We start from the raw sequence: 23204 nt of genomic DNA, 5'->3' as shown, positions 1-23204 counted from the left end.
TGCGCAGTGCATCTCTTTGAAACACGATTTAAAACCTATGCCTGCAACAATAAAAGCATTATTGCATTTACTCACCATTTTTGGAATTTCATTAATAACAAGCTCCCAGGCCGTGGCCAATCCAACAAAAGACACTGTTGTATTATCCGGTACACTAATCCCCAAAGAGACAAACCAAAATATTCCCGGTTACATTATTGCTCATTACACTGATCTTTTCCAATTTAAACGACAGGTTGCAGGCGACAGCGTAGATGCGAGTGGAAAATTCCATTTCAAGTTTGCGCTTACCAACCCTGAAGAGATACTGCTATCTTTTGGAGACAAATTGATTGCCGTCTATGCATTCCCTGGTGATTCCCTTTCGCTCACCATTTCATTTCCTCCCAATGTCATTATTGACGACAGAAAGGACATAGACATAAATTTCTCAGGCACGCATGCAGACCTGAACCGGGAGTTGAATCGGTATGGGGTGCTAAGAAGAGATGCGTTTTCATTTGAAAAAACCGACTCACTCAAGAAAACCGACAGCCTTTTAGCATTCAAAAAACATAGGCTTGAACTATTGAATGAGGACCTGAAATTTTGCGAGAAGTATGCCATTGACAATAAATGTTCAGATACATTTTACAACATCGTTTCGAGCTATTTCAAATTCAAAGCCGGTTGTGACTTGCTAGGCTATGGGATTAGAACTCCTATCGTTCCTTTAGATGAAGAGTATCTGGATTTTCTCAAAATAATTAATCCCAACATCGCCGGTCCTCCCCTAACTGAATGGTACGCCAATTTTATCATTGACTTATACATTGCTCCGATCGACACTTATTTTAAAAACCAAAGACACATCATTTCATTTACCGAGAAGCTTGAAAAACTAATCGCATGGGGCACCAAGTTTTCTGAAAGAGATTCGCTATTGATTAATGACATATTCGAACATGCAGGGCAAAAAAACTATGATTACAGAATGGACTCTGTTGCAATTGCAGAGTTGTTTTCAAAATATCGAATACAGTTTCGCAAAGCATCACTGGGGCTTTGGTTCAGCAGAGAGATGGAGGCTGCAACTCTTTCACTTAATCTTGTAAGAAGCATGTGTTCAAGTGGTCTTGGCACAGACATGATTCTATTGAAGATGTGCAACGCGAAACAGGATAAAGGAATTTCTATTTCAAAAGAAGAACTCAAGGAACTAGATTCCCAGATTCAAAATAAGGACATTTTCGCACGCATCCGGGAACTGAATAATCCTGCAAGACCGAAGTATCAAAATGATGTCCGTCTTAAGAGATTTGTTTCACAATTAAACACGGACCTCGTATACATTGACTTTTGGGCGACATGGTGCGCTCCTTGCAAAGCCGAAATGAAATTTTCAAAACGAATGGAGGAATCCTATAAAAACAAAAACATTACGTTTGTATATCTATGCGTAGACAGTAAAGAAGCCGATTGGGAAAAACTTATCAAAGAAAATAAATTAGCCGGCGTTCATTATTTTTTAAGCAAATCTGAATTTGGTGAACTCTCCACAGCATATCAAATCAGCGGCGTACCTAGGTATATGCTTGTTACAAAAGAAGCAAAAATTATAGACGGAGATATGAGCCGCCCGAGCCAGGAAAGCGAAACCATATTAAAGATTGAGCGTGCGTTGAAAGACCTCAAAAAATTTCAATAGTTAGCTGCGGCAATTATTATAGAGACAAAACGCCACATAACATTACAGTGTATCAGTTACCTGGTTTGAATAACGATCCAATTTAAAACCTCTGCCAGCGCCAATGGAGAGAACGTCTGCTCAATAATAGCATACTCATCCATCGTGCAGGTTTTACACTCCTGGAACAAGTGATTCAGGTTTGGGAGTTCTTTTATTGTTACATTTTTGTTCCCTCCTTTCGCGAGAGCTTTACTAATACCTTCCAAATCCACTTTAGCCGGCACCTGTATATCTTTTGAACCATTTAGTGCCAATACCGGGCATGTAACTTTTTGCAATGCAGGAGCAGGATCGTACTTCAGAAAATACTGCATCCACGGAGAAGATAACTGATCGACCAAAGCAAGTACAGTATCGTCAACAGGCACACCTTTAATTTGAGGTGTATCTTTCCCTTCACCCATCGCTACGTTTAAATAATCCGCCAAATTTCTTTTCAGCTGTGCGGAATCCTTCGCATTTTTTATTATTTCAAAACACTTACTGTTAATAGTGTTTGCCTCCTTTATGTCTGCCTCACTAGCACCAACTGCTTTTGCCAACAAGCCACTTTGCAACAAAGAAAGTTGATCGCCCGGAATACCAGGGCCAGCCAATAAGACAATAAAAGCAACGTCTTTTGATTTGGACGCTACCAAAGGCGCAACGATTCCTCCTTCGCTATGACCTATTAAACCAATTTTCTTCTTATTGATTTCTTTTCTTGTTTTCAGATAGTCTACTGCTGCTTGCACATCGGTTGCAAAATCGACTGTGGTTGCTGTTTGAAAATTACCCTGCGATTCTCCAAAGCCTCTGTCATCGTATCGCAAAACAGCAACTCCATTTCTGGTTAAATAATCCGATATCACCAGGAACGGTTTATGTCGCATCAATTCTTCATTTCTGTCTTGCGGTCCGCTCCCGGTTATCAATACCACAACCGGGAACACACCATCTTTTTGCGGCAACGTTAATGTGCCGGCTAATGAAATGTTTGCTTTGTTATTGGTAAAACGTACTTCCTCGCTGTAGTAAGGATATGGCTTTGTTGGTTCTTGCGGTCTTTTTTTTGCAACGGGCTCACTAGTGCCTTTCAATAAATTCAATTCAAATGATCGCCCGTTTTGCGTGTATGTTCCTGCAATTGCACTGTCGTTTTTTACCTGGCCTTTATACTTAGCATTAATGCTTGAAACATTAAGTTGCAAAGTATCGTTGGCAAAACTTGTGGACTTTACGGGCACTGTAATTGCATTCTGATCCATACTGGTCATTGTTGAAACATAGCCACTATCGCTTTTATTAATAGTAAAAAGCAGCCTTAAATGACTACCCTGAACATTCAGGACGCCCTGCCATTTTCCGGTTATATCCTGTCCAAAACCAACTGTAGTAATAAGGCATGCAAAAAAAACAAACAATATTTTTTTCATCTTGTAAAGATTTGCTCGGTCCAAAAATTGGAATGTGATTCAAAAAAATTTCAGAAGCAATAAGTGTAGTTAACTGCGTTGCGAAAGATATAAATAGGAAAAATTTCTGCAGAAAATTTAATCAACGTCATAATAGATAGGTTATAAGGTTATGTAAATGTAAATATAAATTTCAGAAAAAATAAAACAGCCTCCACTATCCCGTATGATTATGCGAAAAATATTGACAATCATCAACCTGTCATAAAAAAGGCACGACTTACTATTAGAAACGAGAACCATCGTGATAAAGCCATCTCTATTGGTTAGCTTACAATATTTTTAAGGGCCCGTTCAACAATTTAAAAAATTGGAGTTGCCAGGACTAGCAACTCCGATAAGCGTTATGACGAATCATATTTACTCGCTCACCTGCTATAATCTTTATTCACACTGCCTGGTTCCTGTTTGCAGCAGAAACTATTTAGGGCTAATTGAGGCAGTATTTTTTTTGAAAACCCTCCTGCTTACAGGGCTTTAAATAAATAAGTTTTTCCAGGTTCTGTTACCAAATCATATTCATAAGTCTTTCTTAACTTGAGATCAACCGGTGCTACCTTATCTGAAATAAGTGGCTGCTTTATCGATTCCACTTCGAACAAAGGATTTTGATTCTCACCACTGGCTTTATTCAGTTTGAATTTACCATCGGCAACAATCTCATCATACAAACGCAGTCTGCAATTGCCACCGATTTTGGATATAACCTTTAATGTATTGATCTTTCCGTCTTTCCAGGAAATGTCAACAACAAATCCTCCCCTCGTTACCAGCCCTTTTACGTTACCATTTGGCCAAACATCAGGCAATGCAGGAAGTACATGAATCGCGCCATCCTGCGACTGTAGGAGCATTTCCGAGATACCGGATACACAACCAAAGTTGCCATCGATTTGAAATGGTGGATGTGCATCAAACAGGTTCGGATACGTACCACCATTTTGTCCTGTTGTTTCAGCAGGCGCAGGCGACAACTGATCTGAGATCAATTTGTACGCTCTATTGCCATCCAGTAATCTTGCCCACCAGTTTACCTTCCATCCCATTGACCAGCCGGTTGATTTATCTCCCCGATACACCAACGATTGACGTGCTGCATTAAACAATTGCGGATTGCGATATGGCGAAATCTGATTGCCTGGAAACAAGCCATACAAATGAGAAATATGACGATGCTTATCATCTTTCCTGTCCCAATCTTTCAGCCATTCCTGCAACTGGCCATACTGACCAACCTGCATTGGCGGCAGCCTTTTTATCACGGTCCTCAATGTATCCGCGAATTCGTTATCAGTTTGTAAAGTGTTTGCAGCGTGAATCGCATTCGACAGAACATCAAAAACAATTTGATTATCCATAGTACCACCTGCTGTGATACCAACACTTTTCTCATACGTATTTTCAGGAGACATCGATGGTGATACAACCAGCCATTTGTGTGTTGGCTCCTCCTGCAATACATCCACAAAAAACATAGCGGCTCCTTTCAATACAGGATAAACATCTTTAAGAAAATCTTTATCGCCTGTGTACAGATAGTGGTACCATAAATGTTGTGTGAGCCATGCGCCGCCCATCGGCCACATGCCGTAAAAGCCTCCATCCACAGGGCCCGTTATGCGCCACTGATCTGTGTTGTGGTGTGCGTTCCAGCCACGTGCATGATACATTTCTGTTGCACTTTCTTTTCCGGTAACGGACAAATCCTTTATCATATCGAACAACGGCTGGTGCAATTCACTAAGATTAGTGGGCTCTGCCGGCCAATAGTTCATTTCGGTATTGATATTGATCGTGTACTTGCTGTCCCACGCAGGATTCAATTTATCGTTCCATTTGCCCTGCAAAGTAGTTGGCGCTGTGCCGGGCTGCGAACCAGAAATCAGGAGATATCTTCCAAACTGAAAATAAAGAGCCGTGAGTTGAGGATCAGGATTTGAATTAAACTCTACAACCCTTACGTTTGTTGGCTTTTTACTTTGTGCAGTTGTACCAAGATCAAGTGAAACTCTTTCAAAATAACTGCTGTACTTTTTAATGTGTGCAGACTTTAGCGTCTCATAGTTTTTCGTGAGTGCATTTGCGAGATAACCCGATGTCACCGCGGATGCATTTCTACTAATATCATGATAGTTCTTAAAGTTTGTACCGATACTGATGTACACAGTTGCTGCATCAACGCCTGTGAGGATAAGGCTTGTGTCAGTCATGCTGACTTTACCCCCCTGCACTTTCGGCAGAACTTGTGTTTCAAAATTTACTCTCCCTTGCTTGTTGTCAACGCTGCTCGTGGTGCCAGTCAGAATCAATTCATCGTTCTTAACTTTCAACTGACTCACCTTGTGCGGAGTGTTTAAACTAAGTACACAGTTAATGCTTTCAGGTTTGCTGGCTGTTAAACGCACGATGATCACTCCGTCTGTGAGCGATGCAAACATTTCCCTTTTAAAACTAACGCCGTTTACATCGTAGCTAACTGAAGCCAATGCATGTTGTATATCGAGGTCGCGGTAATATTTTGTTGCATTCTCGTGCCCTGCGAAACGAATTAACAAATTGCCAACGGGCTGATACTGCATACCGTAATTGCCGTCCCTCGGCGCCTGCCTCGGAAATGTACTGTTGGAAAGATCTTGTGCCTCCTTATATTTTCCTTCAAAGATGAGTTTACGTATCTGCACGATGCTGTCATATACCCCTTTAATAATGTTATTACCCGGCTCACCGGCCCATACAGATTCTTCGTTCAATTGCAATCGTTCTTCTGTAGCACCGCTGAAAACCATTGATGCCAAACGTCCGTTACCAATAGGAAGAGCCTCGTTCCAGTTTGTGGCGGGCTTGTCGTACCACAATGTGTAATTGCTTTGTGCGACGGTTTTATTAACATTCAAAATAGAAAAGAAGATCATTAAACCCAGTATCGTCCTTGCTTTCATCATAGTATGCCTTTTGTTCCCGTTGTTAATTACTATTTTTGTTTTGTAAACAAGGTCTTCTACCTCGCTGTAATATTGGCCTGGCCAAATGCCGGCTTCCATCCCTTGAATATGTTTTCTATCGTGTATTGCTTTGCCTGACTTTCGGTAAGTACATGACTCCATGCAACGCGTTTATCGGTATTGGCACCTGCGCCAGTGTTGTTATATTCTGCGTAAAAAGCGGTTGCTTCATTTTCCACCTTGCCCCAATTGTGCCAACCCTCGGGTCTGATACTGCTGTCCATTTCGCAATCCATGAAAACAACTTTCGCGTATGCTCTCCATGGCCTACCGAGATAGGTGCGTTTAACACTGGCATCTGCAACAAGTTTACAATGCTGAAACACATAACCAAATTGTTGTTGCTGCGAAGTAGAGGCTGCCGTGACGAAAGATTCAACGAGACTTTTAAGTGTGCAATTTTGAAATACAGCAGTCGCGTTGCCGAAAATAAAATCGGTTGTACCCTCGATATAACAGTTCACAAAATATTGCCTCGCTGTATCGTTTGCGGTTAGTAACGTATCCTGGTTGCCAAGCAGACTACAGTTCTCCATTTCAAATCTGTCGCCATCTACATGCAGAGCGACAGCCTGTCCTACGCGGCCCGCATTGTTTGAAATGGTTATGTTTTTTATGGAAATGTCATTGCCGTGAATATACATAGTGTAAGAATTAAACGTGCTAAATTTCGTTTTATCAGCCAACGTATCAGCATTCATGAATTTGCCTGAATAATCACCATTCACGATGATAGTTCCTTCTTTGCTTTCGCCAACAAAGGAAACATTGGTCACCCATGCAGGCACTACAACCTTCTCACGATATACGCCATTTTTTATATTGATGGTAATACGTTCGGGAGAGTAAGCACGTACTGCATCGATGGCAGATTGAATGGTTTTATAATTACCGCTTCCATCCTGTGCCACTGTGAGCACTCTGGGAGAGGTATTGGTTTGCGCCATCCCGGCCACTGAAAATAACATCATTGCCAGTAGCGGAAAAAAATATGATTTCATTGATTTTATTTCTTTTTCAAATTTCGAATATTGCCTCATTCGCGGGATATTGCTGCATTGCTGGAATCCGGTAGAGACAAGGCATTGCCTAGTCTCTACAAATCAATTCACAACCGTAATTGCTTTTGCATTTGCGCCTTTTACAAACGACGCTACCGTTTTCACCTTCGAAGCGTCTGTGTTGCGCAGATTAATATCCTTGCTGTCGGCTCCGTAAATATTAAATAGCAATGTAGAAGCAGGACTATATTTCAATGCATCAATAGTAATGTCCTTGCTGTTTTCAACATGAATAACAGGGTCTGTTTTTTTGCTTAACAATGTAACGTTGCTCAACTTTATGTCTGAAGATTCGATGATCTCTGCGCCTTTTTCTGTACTGAGCAACACATTGCTGATGCTTATATTCTTCACGGCCATTTCAGGCAAACCTCTCATGAAGATGCCCTTGTCTGCACCATCACAAACGATATTGCTGATCTCGAAATTTCTGAATTGCGGTGTTGTAATATTAGCTTCAACAGCTTCTGCCCTTTCACCTTTTTTAGGTGGTGCGGTGAAATAATACATATCGAAATAAATGGCTTCATGCACAATATCTTTCATGAAAATATTTTTGCAATAAATGTTCTCTACCACGCCGCCTCTGCCTCTTGCAGTTTTAAAACGAAGCCCTTTATCCGTTCCTATAAAAGAGCAACTGTAAACGAATATATTTTTAGCGCCGCCGCTCATTTCACTTCCTATCACAAAACCGCCATGAGCCTTGTAAACAGTGCTGTTACGAACAACCATATTCTCCGTCGGTTTTCCGCGTTTTCTACCTTCTTCGTCACGACCGCTTTTTATGCAAATGCCATCATCTCCTACGTCGAATGTACAGCCGTCGATCAAAACATTTTTGCAACTCTCCACATCTACGCCATCGCCATTCTGTGCATACTCAGGATTTTTAACGGTAAGATTTTTTAAAGTAAGGTCCTCACACATCAGTGGATGCAGGTTCCATGCGGGAGAGTTTTGAAAGGTAACATCTTCGAGCAACACTTTTTTACAATCATTCAGCACTACCAGGTTTGGACGCAGATAGTCTTTGATGGCTTCATAATCTTTCAATGTCTTTCCCGGCGCGATGATTCCGTTCAACTTTTCTTCGTGTGCCTTTTTTGTTTTTGCAGATGGGTACCAAGTATTACCATCAGCGCTTACCAAACCACCGGAAGCGAGTTTCTTTTTCCACTCACTTTCTGTTAGTCTGTCTCTACCCACCATACGCCATGCATCGCCATTTCCGTCTACAATGCCTTTACCTGTAATGGCAATATTTTCAAGATGATCGCCAGATATGGGAGATTGATTTCTTGCGGAACGAGCTCCTTCATAATTACCTTCCACTAAAGGAAATTGATTGAAGTCTTTCGTGAACTGCAAAATAGCAGCCGCATTGAGATGCAGGTTCACATTGCTTTTCAACGCTATCGGCCCTGTGAGCCAAATGCCCTCCTGAATAAGCACTACGCCTCCACCCTTCTTGCAGCAATCATCAATTGCCTTATTAATGCTGTTGGTATTAAGTGTAATGCCATCTGCGATGGCGCCATATTTTTTTATATTGAACGTGTCGTTTTTAAATGTTGGCACTTGCGCCGTTGGCAAATTATCCCATGAATACTGTGCGTGCACCTGGGTATGGGCAAGCAAAGCGAGCACCAGGAATTGAAAAGTTTTTTTAATGATCATCTTACTCTCGTTGTTGTTATTAAAACTAGTGTTCAGTGAATTGCATTTCTTTCATCCATGCTTCCAGTAATGATTTCCACAACACAGTTGATCCCGGATTATTTGTCAATCCGATAGAATGCGCTCCCTGTGGAAATACGTGGAAACTGGTGGAAATATTTTTCTCTAAAAGGGCCTGGTAAAAAAGAAGGCTGTTTATAGGGGGAACGGTTTTATCATTGAATGCATCTGCAATAAAACAGCGAGGCGTTGTTGAGTTCACCTGCAGTTCCATTGAGTATTTGTCCGTCATTTCTTTGGAGGGATTTTTGCCAAGGAAATTCTCTTTGCTTCCCTTGTGGGCATTAACGCCCATGCTGATCACGGGTGATACCAATATCATAAAATCAGCTTGAAAAGATATTTTATCAAGACTGTCGTTGATGCGCGAAACATCATCTTTCAAACAACCCATCATTGCTGCTACGTGCCCTCCTGCCGATGATCCCTGCACGCCGATTTTTGCCGGATCAATTTTCCATTTGGCTGCGTTGGCCCGGATGATGCGCATTGCCCTTTGCGCATCCTGCAATGGACCAAGTTCACAGTGTACAAGATCTGGTGATGTAGGTAACCGATAATTAACTACAAAAGCGCTTATGCCCATGGAGTTAAACCATTTTGCCAATTGAAAACCACCAAGATCATACGTCAAATGATGATAACCACCTCCGGGAAATATCAATATAGCCGCGCCAGTGTTCTCTTCTTTAGCAGGAAAAAAACTATAAAAGCCCGGTACTCCAACCTGTATAATCCTATCATTCACAATACTATCTCTAAGCTGTAGCCCTTTGCTGTTGGGCATTCTACCCGATGGCCAAAGTGGTGTAAAATTCTGGGCATAGCCAATACCACTTATAACTATCGTCACTAAAACCAATAATACCTTTTTCATATTACGGAGGAATTGAAAGTCAATTGAAAATTGAAAGTTGAAAATTATTCAAAAATTGCAACATTGGTCAAAACGCCATTTTCGATTTTCAACTCTCAATTTTCAACTAAAAAAACTTAGTAGCCAAAATTCTGCGGACTCAAATTCGGATTCACGTCGCGTTGAGACTGCGGTATGGGCATCAACTCACTCTGTCCGGTTTTGAAGCCTGAAGCAACTGAACTCACATACGTTACCTGGCTGCTTCCGCCCAACCACCAGCTCACACGTGTCTGTCCTGTTGGTGCTGCCGCATTACCACTAGGTTTATAATAAGAGTTAAGGAATGGATTGAAGTCATCAACGTTAGATCTTGGAGGTGTTTTCATGAAATATAGATACGTCGGCAGCTGTGTAGCATCACGTGCATATGCCGGACCATTTTCCATGTAGGAATAAAGAGGCATAACAGGATGGCTGGCTTCTGTCGCAGTAGCCCATGCATTCAATCTAGTTCTTGTTTCACTAACGGCTGTTGCCAAAAGATTCCAGCGAATGAGATCGTATTTGCGTATACCTTCGTTACCGAATTCAAGCATACGTTCTTTCACTAAAAATTTAAAGAAGCCGTCTTTTGTTGTTGGTATAACTGGAGGGGTCTCCTTGTAACTACCGCCGTGGCCGCGAAGGTTTACTCTGCTAACCGCATCGATAGCAGCGGCAGTCGGCCCGTTATTAATTTCATTTTCTGTTTCAGCGTACCACAACAACACATCGGCAAATCTGATCAGTGGCCAGCTCAATTGCATATTCTGCAACGCATTGTTTGTAGCTGGTCTTGTTGAAGTTGATGCACTGCCCGCACTGAAAATGAATGAAGGATTTGAAACCCACTCTTTTCTAAATTTACCATCATACACTGCGTTCATCGCATGTCCTGTTTTGATGGTATCAAATGTTATTTCGTAAGGCACACAAGTAACATCTCTGCGAACGTCCGTAGAATCGAACATGTAAAAATAAGTGGGCAGAATATTCAGGTTGCCACCGCCCACGCCATTTACTTTTGTACCAGTCTGAATGCCCAGCTTACTATCCGCCCCGCTCGCCATAGACGCCACCATGATGTACTCACCGGCAGGATCATTCAGGTTATGCGCCAGAAGATAATTTTTGAAAAGGTCCTTATAAGAAGGCAACAATGTGTGCTGCGAAGGATTCGCGATAAGATCTGCACATTCATCGTGTGCTATTTTATAAAAATCAAGATAGTTCGAAGGACGGGTTAACGCACCACCTGAAACAGGCAACGAATAGCCACCCCGGGTTAAAGCAATTTTTGCACGCAGTGCTTTAGCTGAACCTTTTGTAAAGCGCTGATCAGTAGGATCGCCTATAGTACCTACATCTGTTCTCCATGGCATAAGATCCTCTGCCTGTTTAAGATCAACAAGAAGCTGATCCAAAATAGAGTCTCTGCTCATGCGCGATTGGAACAAATTGGAAGTATACTGCGAAGGTTGTTTCTGAAATGGCACATCTCCAAAATTGCGGACAAGCTCATACATAAACTGCGCCCTTAGCACGTAAGCCTCTCCCAGCATTCGTTTCAATTGCGCTTGCTGTTGCGCACCACCATCGTTATACAGATCCATTTTAGGAATATTGTAGATGCAAAGATTTGCTCTCTCCGCACCTGTATACATCTGGTTGAATGGATTTGTTATTTGTAGATTGGAAGCGATGCCCAGATATTTCGCAAGCAACTGTCCCTCATCTGTTGTAGTAGAGTTTGTTCCTTTAATCATTTCATCGGAATCATATGCCCAGTAACCGCTGATGCGGATGCCGTAGCCATAGTCGCCCGTTAATGAGTTATAAGAACCTAGCAATGCCTTGCGGGCATTAGTAATATTATCAAAAACATATTCAGTATCGAAAGAAGAAACGGCTTCTGGTGAAAGAAATTTCTTACAACCCATCCAGCCCATCACAGCAGCTGATAACAGCGTGCCTGCGATTACTGTTTTTATATTTTTCCTTGTCATATTGCAAGATTGTTATTTGAAGAAAGAACGCAGATTTTCATGATTGTCATGATCTGCTATGATTTTCATTTGAGGATTAGAAACTAGCAACACAGCGTGCTGTTCTCCTAATTCTTAATTCCTAATTTCTAATTTCTAATTCCTGTTTACAGCGCGAGGTTAATTCCCGCAACAAAAGTTCTCGACCTTGGATAAGCGGCATAATCTACACCCGGTGTTGTAGGATCAGATCTTCTTGTGCTTGCATCCGGATCGTAACCTTTGTATCCGGTAAGTGTCGCCAGATTGTTCACTGTTGCATAAATACGCAATGTGCTCACTTTGATTCTCTTCAACATTGGTTTAGGGAAATTGTAACCAAGCGTAATGTTGTTGATTCTCAAGTATGAACCATCTTCCACTCCATAGCTTTGTGAATAGAAACCGTTGATACTGGTTGAAGGGAACCAGATCTTCGCGTTTTTATTTACAACAGCCAACGTTGCAGGATCAGCGCCTATGATGGTTGCAGAAGTACCGCTACCGATCTGGCGTTGAACCGGTTTACCGGTTACAGGATCAACCATTCTCCAGCGATCGTTATCTATTGTAGATAAATTTACTTCACTACCGTAGGCACTTGCATACTCAAGTTTGTTCGCGTTGAAAACCTGGTTGCCATAGACAAAGTTTACAAAGATAGAAAGGTCGAATCCTTTGTATGCAAACGTCTGGTTCAAACCTCCGAAGAACTTCGGTTGTGCATGACCAATAATCGTTCTGTCATTGTCCACATCCACTTTACCATCTGGTTTTCCGCCGGGGCCGCTGATGTCTTTGTATTTAGGAGAACCCGGTTGTATAGGGTCTGCAAGCAATGTAGAATTGTTTGCCACTGTGCTTTTCAGGGTATACTGCGTTGTATAGCCAGGATAGCTTGCATTGGAGTAAGGCTTTGTATCAAAGTCATCCAATGTGAAATATCCGTCGTTTACATAGCCATACATCGTACCCACTTCATCTCCTACTTTCAGCACAAAGTCAGCAGGAAAATTGCTTCCGCTGAACCAGCCAGAGTTTCTTAGCAATTGAGTGTTAGGTCCAAGCGATGTGATTTTATTTTTATTAAATGAGATATTGAAACTCGCATTGTAGCTGAAGTTTTTATTGCTCACAATATTAGCAGACAACTGAAACTCAACACCACGGTTGCGTGTAGAACCGATATTCTGAAACTGAGTGGTGTAGCCTGTTGAAGAAGGAATTGCCTGGTTAAGCAACAGATTGCTTGATTTATTGGAGTAAGCATCAACAGTCAGATTAAATCTGTTGAATACCGTGATGTCCATGCCAAGGTTCTGTGCCACCTGGCTTTCCCACATGAGGTCAAGATTACCAAGGTTAGCAGGTGTGAAAATACCGTTTAATATACCGTTCAAACCGTAACCGCCACTTGCCGGTGCTGTGTATTGTGTTCTGTATGAAAACGGAGTGATCCTGTTGTTACCCGCAGTTCCGTATGAGTAGCGGAAACGGAGATCATTCACTTTTGAACTGTTAAAGAAATGCTCTTTGCTTACTCTCCATGCTACTGCGCCTGAAGGGAAATAACCCCAGCTATGCTCAGTTGAGAAGATAGAAGTTCCATCAGCACGCAATGTGAATTTTGCAAAATATTTTCCACCATAATTATAGTCAATAGTAGAGAAGAACGAAGCCAGCGATGTAGGCACCTGCGATGAACTTGGATTCGGCTGAATGGCACCCGTTGCGGAGGCAGCAGCTAATTGCAGGTTGTTGAAAGCCTTATCAGCAGTGATGCCTATAGGGAAATAGCGCAGTGTCAATGCATCGGAAGTAACTGTTGTTTTTTGAATTTCCTGACCCAACAAAACATTCAAACCGTGTTTGCTTCCAAACATTGCAGGGTTGCTGTATGTCAATACGTTTGAGTTGGTGAGCTGTACGCTTTTGCTGTTTGCCAAACTTACTATCGGCTGTTTGTTGTATGTCTTCGCATTATTCGTCAGTGTATCATCAAAAGACTGATTGCGTGTAGAGTTTACAGTGTAGCCCGCTGTAGAACGGAAGTACAGATTTTTCACAAGGTCAACCTGGAAATATCCGTTGAAGTTGAGCTGTGTATTGTATCTGTTTCTTGTTTCTGCATTGGCCAGCAATATTGGGTTTAATACGTTGAAACCATTACCCGCATTGTTCAGATCAAGATCGGGATCATAGCTGTCTTCTTCTTCACCCGGCATGATCAATGGTTTGTAGCGTGTGTACTGACGCAGCCTGTTGCTACCTGCACCGGCAGCATCAGAAGTACCCGCACCTCTGATCAATTGATCGGTGTAGCGGCTGCCAAAACCAAATTTGAAATGATCAGTTGCTTTATGATCCAATCTGAACTGAAGGTTTTTCCTTTGAAGATCAGAGTTGATCAAAATACCCTGTTGCTTATTTGCCGTAAGGCTCAGGTTGTAAGTTGTTTTGTTTGTACCACCAGATACGCCCACGTTGTAAGAAGACTGATATGCGTTGGCTCCCATGGTACGCTCCTGCCAGTCAAAGCCAGGATTCATTTTGTAGGTTTCAATCGTGTCGAAATTATACGGATCGCGAATGTATTTTTTTATAACACCAGCCGTATCACCGCGCCACCATGCTCTTTCATATTGATACAATACAAAATCATATGGTCCCATCATATCAATTTTCTGTGCCAATTTCTGCACGCCCTGGTACATGTTGAAGTTTACAGACGTTTTGCCATTGGTATTTTTTCCACCCTTTGTTGTGATCACAATTACGCCATTAGCACCTCTTGATCCATAGATAGCAGTTGATGCCGCATCTTTCAAAACGTCCAGCGATTCTATATCCTGTGGATTGAGTATCGACAAAGCGTTATCTGTCGGAATACCATCTACCACATACAGCGGCTCACCACTTTGTGTAATGGAACCGCGGCCACGTATATTGATCACGGCGTCTGAACCAGGTGCACCTTCCGTCATGCTGATCTGCACACCGGCAAGCTTTCCCTGCAATGCTTCCGCCGCGTTGTTGAGCGGATTATCCTTCAGATCTTTTGATGTAACTGATGAGGATGCCGCAAGCATATCTTTTTTGCGCACCGCCTGGTAGCCGATCACCACGATATCATCCATGCTGTTGTTTGCCTGCTCCATTTTTATATTAACAGTAGAACCGGCCGTTGCCACTATCTCTTTTGTGGCATGGCCCACAAAGGAAATAACGAGTGTCGCTTTCTCATTCTGCACGCTCAGAGAAAAACTTCCGTCTGGTTTAGAAAGGGTTTGATTTTTAGTTCCCTTTTCTGCCACGCTGGCACCGGAAAGCGGTTCGCCCTTCGGGTCCGTGATCTTGCCGGTAATAACACCCGCTGGAGAACGATGAGGAACTTTGTTGGAAGCAGTGTTTGCATTTACATGCGTTTGCAACACTACTAATAATAAGATTAGAAACCGGAAAATTTTGGAGGCTTTTGTTGGGTGGAGCCCGAACGAAAAGTAACAGTTCCGGACTGTTTTTTCATAAGCAATTAAACGCATCGTCTTTGCCGTTTGGTTAAAAAATAAGCTTCGTTAGCGAGGGTAACCGGTGAGTGCATCGACCTGTTTTTACCCGTGACATAAACCTATTTCAAAACCGCAGAAAGGGGGTTCGATTATTGACGGAATAGGTACAAATTTTGGTTACCGTATATTTTTTATTGAAAATCAATAGTTTAAAAAATGAAGCATAGACGTTTTTGCCTTGCAGTAAACTTCGCGTCGAAGGCATTTTTTGGTAGTCAGCAGTTGAATAGAAATCAGCTTTGCTTGCGTCGCACACTTCAACATTTGTAATTCTATTCGGCAGTACGGCCCGTAGAGACGCGTTCAACGCGTCTCCCGCACCCGAAATATGTTCGCGTAAAATGCGTACCCTCACATTTTTTTGTTGCGTCGCGACGGTGTTACAGAGACGCATTCAATGCGTCTCTACGGACGGCCTCGGTTCGTGTCCCCACGAACCGAAATCCCGCGCTTAAATGATATTGCAATAATAAGAGGAGAATTTAAACCTTAAACGGCCAAGCGTTGAAGTGACGTTTCGGTTCGTGGGGACACGAACCAAGGCCAAGCATTTTCAAATTTTCAAATCATCAAATTTTCAAATTTGTCTTCACATATTCCGACGGCGAAACATTGTACTTCTCCCTGAAGCAGGTGCTGAAATATTTCGGATTGTTGAAGCCGACAATGTATGCGACCTCGGAGATCGTATTTTCGCCGGCGTCGAGATATTGCTTCGCCTTTTGCAAGCGCATGTCGCGTACAAATTCTACAGGCGTTAAATTGGTAAGACTTTTGAATTTTTTATAAAAAGTAGTGCGGCTCATCGCCATACCTTCAGCTACGGATTCAATGTTAAAGTCGTAATTGCCCATATTGTCTTCCACAATTTTAATCACTTCTTTCAGAAAGGTTTCATCTTTTGAAGTGATGACAAGCGATTCTTGCGGACTCAGTTCCAACACTGTTTTCTTTTCTACCAGCGATTCGAATAATTTTCTTCGCTGGCGTATCAGGTTGTCGATAGAAGCAATGAGAAAGCTATTGTTGAACGGTTTGGTAATATAATAATCGGCTCCGTATTGCAACCCTTCAATCTGACTTTCAATGGAATATTTTGCAGACAGCAGCACCACGGGAATATGACTGGTGTTGACATCGTTCTTTATTTCGTTCAGCATTTGTATGCCATCCATCATCGGCATCATTATGTCGCTTACAATGAGATCCGGAACCAACGCTATCGCTTTTTCCAGTCCTTCTTTTCCATTTGCCGCTACCTCTACCCTATAGAATTCTCCGAGTTGACCGGTCAAAAAATTGCGCAGCTCATTATTATCTTCTACCAATAAAACGAGTGGCGTTTGCTCTCCATGCTGGTTCTTAGGCGCCAATGAAGATAAAGACGACTGCTCGACTGCTTTTTCAGCACTCGAAACTTTTGCCGGCAAATCAACAAATGAAATATGGTCGCCCTTGTAATGTTCTTTTCCTGATTGCATCGTAATGGTCACAGTCAGCCCTTCTTCTTTATTATTTGTTGCGGCAATTTCTCCGCCGTGTAACTCAACGAGTTCTTTCGACAATGCCAGTCCAATGCCAATGCCTTTTACATCTCTTCCGGCAGAATGATCACTGGCGTAAAAGAGTTTAAATATTTCGTCGAGTTTATTCGGCAGCACACCCGGCCCCTGATCGCAAACAGCAATCGAGAAATTCTTTCCATCGTGAAGCTTTTTGATTTTTACTTCTATACGTTTACCATCCGGTGTAAACTTCAATGCATTCGACAAAAGATTGTAAATGACTACATCCAGTTTTTCAGCATCTACCCACGCACAAAGTTCATGCTGGTCCGCAGCAACTTCGATTGTTATTCTTTTATCTTTTGCCGCTTCTGTAAAATGATCACAGATGGATTGCACAAGCGCTACAATTTCTACGTTAGAAATATGAAGTGTCGTTTTCTTGTTCTCCAGTTTACGCAGATCTAACAACTGATTAATAAAGCGCACCATTCTATTGGCATTCTTGCGCACAACATTTACATAGGCAGCGCCCTGCTCGGATAAATTTTCTTTGCGGGCCAATTCCTCAATAGGATTGATAATCAGCGTGAGTGGCGTTCTTAGCTCGTGAGAAACATTGGTAAAGAAATTAACTTTCAACTCAGCAAGCTTTTGCTCCAGCGCAATTTTTTGCCGCAGGCGCAGCATTGTTAGTGCGGTTCTTCTAATGAACCAAATCAGTATAGCAAGAGCAATTGCATACAAAAGATAGGCCCACCATGTTTTCCACCACGGTGGCAATATAGTAATGCTCAAACGGCGGTATGGAGTGTTAGCATAGAGATCACTGTTGAGCATTTTTACTTCAAATACATAATGCCCCGGCGGAAGGTTTGTATAAGTTGTTCTTCTCTGCAAACCGTTGTTGTGCCAGGTGGTATCAAACCCAAGAAGACGGAACCCAAACTCCTGCCTGTCGCTCGATTGCTGATCAAGGATTGCATAGTCAATGCTGATTATATTTTCATTATAACGCAGCGTGAGTGAATTCACATAATTGATATTTTCCTTCAACACTTCGCTATTGGCTCCGGGGCCTGCGTCTTCATTATTGATCTGCAAATTGGTGAGTGCGATTTTTGCTGGTATGCGATAAGTGCCGATTCGTGCAGGATCGAACGACAGATAGCCTTTGATGGCACCGAAGACAATATGGCCATTTGGCAAAATAGTGCAGGCTGCTTCAGAGTAACCAACCTTTGGCAAACCATCATAAGAATCATAACTTCTGATCACATCCGTTTCAAGGTTCAGTTTTGAAAGACCGTACTCTGTTGCAATCCACAAATTTCGATTCCTGTCTTCCACACAACTGAGCACATATCCATTTGGCAAACCTTCTTTAGGCGTGTAATTTTTGAACTTCAGCTCCTTCATCGGATCTGTACCAATGGCAAGCCCAAGGCCACCTCCGGAAGTTGCGACCCACATTTTATTTTTAGAATCGCGGTAAACAAATTGAATGTCGTTGTCGCCAAGGCTCTGTTTGTCGCCCGGAATTTTTCTATAGGCAGTGTAGTTATAAACAGGTGAATGCTGATCATTTGCATCCAGCAACAATAAGCCATCGGTAGTGGCGATCCAGATGTTGTCGGCACCATCCAATGCCATGTGGCGAATCTTACGGAACGCTTCTTTAGGATAGTTTTGAAATGCATTGCCTGTGTGGACAAACTTTACAGAATCGCCATCATTCGCAATCATCGACAATCCATTTTCATACGAACCAATCCAGATGCGACCCTTATGGTCTTCGAGCAATGCATATATTTCATCGCTGGCTAGACTATTTGGATTGGCAGGGTTTGGGAAAAAATGAGTCACCCTGTATTTGCTTTGATCTTTGTCGATAGGTGTTGCTTTAAACAAACCATTTGCTTTTGTACCCAGCCAAATATTATTGTGACTATCCTGCATCATGCAATACACCTGCCCAAAGCCTGCAGTGGGCTCATTTACAAAAAGACCTGTAACCCATTTATCATTCTGCCTGACATATAATTTTCCGCTTTTTGCGCCTAGCCAAAGTCTTTCTTTATTGTCATACAAAATGCCCCTTATCTCATTGTCCGGTTTAAATGTTCCTGGCTCAACCAGTAATTGTTGTTTAAATTCATTGGCCTGCGAAATAATTTTAATCACGCCTCTTTCATCCGGTGTCAGCCAAAGTGCTCCGAAGTCATCATAATATATATTGTGTACAATGTTCGAAAACTTAGGATGGCTACCGTTTTGATTATCCAAAAAATATTCGAAGGAATTCTTTGTAGCATCGTAGTAACCAAAGCCGCCACCTTTCAAATTTATCCACACGATGCCATTGTTGTCTTCAACAATGGCATACTGACTACCATTGCTAACAAACGTGTTAATATCATTTTTGGAAAAATACCTGAAGCCGGAACCATCGCTGTACCTGATGATGCCGCGCTTGTCAGGTTCAATCCAAAGTGTGCCTTCCCTGTCTTCATAAATAGAATGCAATGATTCGCCTGTGCTGTAGTGCAGTTTGGTAATGCCCCCATCGTTCAGCCTGATCTTCAATATATCGCCGGTAGACGTGCTGGCATATAAGATGTCCATCCTTCGGGAACGTGTAAGTGCATTCAAAGAAGCCGCTATTATTTTCTGTTGTGTAAATTTCCTTTCCTTCTTTGCATATGTAACGAGTTCGCCCGTTGACGTACTCATATACATATGTGAGGAATCTTCGGCGATGGCTGTGAATCTTGAACCGCTTGAGATACTTTTATCAAGCTTGATATTTTTATAGATGCCTGATCCGCTTTTTTCCAGACAGGACAACCCTTCCGAGGTCCCTATCCAAATTTTATGTTCGCGGTCTCTGTAGAAAAAAATGATGGTGTTGGATGCCAAAGAATAATCAGCAGCAGCATCTTTATTGTAGACCACAATATTGTTCGTCGAGTCGCCAGATTGCGGAATGCAATAGAGGCCCTGCCCTTCAGACTGCACCCATACAAACCCTTCTGATGCTTCTATGATTTTGTAAAACAGAACTTTCTTCTTTGTATTTTTATTCAGGATCCGGGAAACCGGATAAAAGTCTTCTGTTGCCTTATCAAAACGATAAAACTCCTTGTCGTATGCCTTCAACCATAAATGATTTGATTGATCTTCGACGATCTGGTCGATCCTGTCGTTCGTTAATTGCGACATATCACCAGCGGAAGATTTGTAAGAAATAAATGTGTGACCGTCGAAACGGTTAATTCCGTTCCAGGACCCGAACCACATAAATCCCTCCCGATCCTTAACCACACAGGTGGCGACATCATGAGATAATCCGTCTTCAGCAGAATAATATTCGATCTTGCATTTAGGCTGCGCCCAGGCGCTATGCAAGGAAACAATAAAAGCAGTTATCAGCAGCAGTCGTACAAGCATAATCATGGAGCCTCCCAACCAGAAGTCAAATTACACCGTTTGGATCACAATTTGAAAATTTGAAGATTTGAAAATTTGAAAATTCTGTCAGTGCAAGTTTCATTATTAATATACAACCTCGAACCAGAAACAGGACCAAATAAAGTTCCAAAGCTGCACACAATGCATTTTAAAGTTTTCAAATCCTCAAATTTTCACATTCCTTCTACCTCCGCATTATACGTCTTCAACACCTCACCTTTCTCCACATTAATCCTGCACTTTACAAATTTCACCTGCTTTGCATTATATATCTGTGCGCCGTTTTTTGCATTGATTTTCACATTTTCGAAAATTATGCCTTGTATCGGAGATTCAGGAATGCCGTTGATTTTGATCGCATCCGTTGCGCCCGTTACTGTAATGTTTTTCAGTGCGATGTTTTTGTACACCGGGCAAAATGCTGTCGCCACCGTTGTTGTGTCTGCTTCGGGAGTATCAGGCTCTCTTGGATAATATTCAGAAATAAAGATGGGCCATTTAGAATCTTTAATGTCAATGTCGCTATAGCTCACATTTTCAACAAGGCCGCCTCTGCCTCTTGCAGTCTTAATTCTAATGGCTGAAGTAGTACCATCAAATTTGCAGTTGCTCACACTTAAATTCTTCAAACCACCTGAAGTAAAGCTGCCAATAGACATGCCATGGCCAACACCGAAGAAACAATTCTTCACAACAATATTACTGCATTCAGGTTCGGTAGCGGAGTTGTTCCTGTTGCCAAAATTGATGGCAATATTATCATCTCCCGTTCTGATATCGCAATCTTCAATAGTACAATTTTTAGCGGAAATATTGATGCCGTCTGTATTGCGGGAATTGGCAGGTGCCACGATGCGAATGCCGTGAATGTACACATCTGTTCCATCTTTTATCGACAGATGCGTATTGGGCGGATTCAAAAAAGTAATGCCGCTTATTTCCAAACGTTGTGCATTTTCAATGAAAACCATTTGCGGACGGCGATTAGTTATTTCCTTTGCAGTGAATTTTTTCCACCAGATTTCTCCTTGTCCATCAATCGTTCCCTCGCCGCATATTTTAACATCAGAAGCACCAGAAATATTTATAAAGTTCAGATACCTGTTGTTAACTGCAGGATAGGTGTCCACATCATTTCTTAAGCGAAGAACGGCGCCTTTTTCAATTCTCAAAGCAGTTTTCCCACCAATGGTTAATGGACCGCAAAGAAAAACTCCGGCAGGTATTACAACACAACCACCATTGGCCGAAGCCTTATCCAGTGCAGACTGTATACTTTTTGTGTTCAGCGTGCTGCCATCGCCTACGGCACCAAAGTCTGTTACCGGATAATTTTTATCCGCAATAGAAGGAAGCTTTGTGTATTGTGCGGTTGCAACATTTACCATTGCAATGGCTAACAAAAACGCAAAAAGTCCTGATCTGATTTCCATAGTCGTTTGTATTCTTCAATGTAAAAATCTATTTCAGCCATTGCCAACGTTTTGCCCAATCCAGCAGCACATCTTTTCTCCACTTCGTAATTGTTTTTCCTCCTTGAATTTTTCCGTCATACAGTTGCGGATCGGATTTGTCAGTGTACCAGTTGTCTCCCAATTTATAATCGTCCGCATTGTGTTTGCCCGGCCAAAGATTGGTCACCACCAACTTACCCTGCGGCAATGAAAACCCTTCAATGTCAGAGGAAAAATTATAGCTTAAGACTTCGGCTTGTTTGGGTGCGTATTTGATGCCGTACTCACCATTTCCAAGATAATAGCCCGGCCATTTCTGTACAACATTTTTATAAGTTGTTTCCATCCAAAAACAAATGGAGTCAGCAGGAATATTTATTGACGGCCCTTTGAAATGAAACTCAACAACACTGCAAAATGCTACGGTGTCATTTACATCAGTAACACGATTGAACACTACATGCGGACTATACCGGAACTTTTCAAAACTACCGCCCCAGCTTTCACGCGTCGGATCATTCGGGTCGCCATCCATCATGTATAGCAGAGACGGCGTGTCGCCCATTTTTACTTCGCCTTTGTAGTAACTTCTAAAATCTTTTCCCAGGTGGCCCGCACCTTGAATGTATTGATCGTAGTAGTCAGTTGTTTTTATACTGTCTAAAGTATTATTGTTGGAAAAGAAACCATAATAAGAAGCATTAACTTCAATGAACCAAAGTGAAGGAAAATTCTTTGTGATGTATGCATAACTGTTGGCGCTCCATTTTTTATTTGGCCCGCCTATCCAATACACACGGATCTTACTTTGAATTTCAGGAGCATCGTGTAAAGCTTGTGCCACATCTTCTAATCCTCCCCAACCTAATATCCATAAGGGCTGTGTGCTTTTCTTCTTCGCGCATTTGATGATCCATTCTGATCCCTCAGTCGCTTTTGTATAACCGGCATATGGCGCATTACCATGTTTGCCCTGCTTGGTTACCGAACGTAAATACTGCGGAGTTGCAAGTTTGCTTTCACGCTGTTTTAATTTCGGCAAATCTTTTTCGTACAAATCAATCATCCGCAGAATCTCTTGCTTGCTTCCATTGCCATAAGAAGGTGATGAAACCAAACCCTCAATAGCAAACCTGTCGCTGTACATGAGCAAGTGCGCCATCGACTGGTTATCATCGGGATCGGAGCCGCCAATGTCTGTACTGACAAGTATCCGCGGCTTCACAGGCACGGGCCGCTGCGCTGCCAGCGCGACAAAAGACATACAGGACAGAAGAAAAAGAATAAGTTTGCGCAT

The 23204-nt window shown here is 42.2% G+C and carries 11 protein-coding genes; 1 reads left to right on the top strand and 10 read right to left on the bottom strand.

Annotated elements, in window-relative coordinates; genetic code table 11:
* The first annotated feature begins 37 nt into the window (after window positions 1-37).
* Entirely contained in the window at window positions 38-1687 is a 1650-nt protein-coding gene (locus QJ048_RS05590) for a TlpA family protein disulfide reductase (RefSeq protein WP_282333348.1), read from the top strand.
* A 56-nt stretch (window positions 1688-1743) separates the two neighbouring features.
* Here QJ048_RS05590 and QJ048_RS05585 read toward each other — a convergent pair whose 3' ends face one another.
* The 10 genes from QJ048_RS05585 to QJ048_RS05540 form a co-directional block, all read right to left on the bottom strand.
* The gene (locus tag QJ048_RS05585) at window positions 1744-3144 is read right to left on the bottom strand and encodes an alpha/beta hydrolase family protein (RefSeq protein WP_282333347.1); all 1401 of its coding nucleotides are present in this window, start codon (window positions 3142-3144) and stop codon (window positions 1744-1746) included.
* Between the two features lie 506 nt (window positions 3145-3650).
* The gene (locus QJ048_RS05580; protein WP_282333346.1) at window positions 3651-6287 is read right to left on the bottom strand and encodes a glycoside hydrolase family 95 protein; all 2637 of its coding nucleotides are present in this window, start codon (window positions 6285-6287) and stop codon (window positions 3651-3653) included.
* Window positions 6182-7186 carry a pectinesterase family protein gene (locus QJ048_RS05575; RefSeq protein ID WP_282333345.1) on the bottom strand — a complete coding sequence of 335 codons (1005 nt, stop codon included), beginning with the start codon at window positions 7184-7186 and terminating at the stop codon, window positions 6182-6184. Before QJ048_RS05575 ends, QJ048_RS05580 begins: the two co-directional genes overlap by 106 nt.
* Before the next feature lie 102 nt (window positions 7187-7288).
* The gene (locus QJ048_RS05570) at window positions 7289-8926 is read right to left on the bottom strand and encodes a glycoside hydrolase family 28 protein (RefSeq protein ID WP_282333344.1); all 1638 of its coding nucleotides are present in this window, start codon (window positions 8924-8926) and stop codon (window positions 7289-7291) included.
* 25 nt (window positions 8927-8951) lie between these two features.
* Window positions 8952-9863 carry an alpha/beta hydrolase gene (locus tag QJ048_RS05565; RefSeq protein ID WP_282333343.1) on the bottom strand — a complete coding sequence of 304 codons (912 nt, stop codon included), beginning with the start codon at window positions 9861-9863 and terminating at the stop codon, window positions 8952-8954.
* A gap of 116 nt (window positions 9864-9979) precedes the next feature.
* Complete coding sequence (locus tag QJ048_RS05560) at window positions 9980-11890, bottom strand: RagB/SusD family nutrient uptake outer membrane protein (protein ID WP_282333342.1); 1911 nt, start codon at window positions 11888-11890, stop codon at window positions 9980-9982.
* A gap of 146 nt (window positions 11891-12036) precedes the next feature.
* Window positions 12037-15342, bottom strand: a complete 3306-nt coding sequence (locus tag QJ048_RS05555) for a SusC/RagA family TonB-linked outer membrane protein (protein ID WP_282333341.1) — start codon at window positions 15340-15342, stop codon at window positions 12037-12039.
* A gap of 704 nt (window positions 15343-16046) precedes the next feature.
* Window positions 16047-20432, bottom strand: coding sequence for a hybrid sensor histidine kinase/response regulator transcription factor (locus QJ048_RS05550; protein WP_282333340.1), 4386 nt, complete (start codon window positions 20430-20432; stop codon window positions 16047-16049).
* Between the two features lie 194 nt (window positions 20433-20626).
* Entirely contained in the window at window positions 20627-21886 is a 1260-nt protein-coding gene (locus QJ048_RS05545; protein ID WP_282333339.1) for a glycoside hydrolase family 28 protein, read from the bottom strand.
* A 28-nt stretch (window positions 21887-21914) separates the two neighbouring features.
* Window positions 21915-23204, bottom strand: coding sequence for a nucleoside hydrolase-like domain-containing protein (locus QJ048_RS05540; RefSeq protein ID WP_282333338.1), 1290 nt, complete (start codon window positions 23202-23204; stop codon window positions 21915-21917).

This window comes from Pinibacter soli, from assembly GCF_029961145.1.
GTDB lineage: Bacteria > Bacteroidota > Bacteroidia > Chitinophagales > Chitinophagaceae > Pinibacter > Pinibacter soli.
Note: the sequence above shows the minus strand (reverse complement) of the source record. Positions and strands in the feature narration are given on the sequence as shown.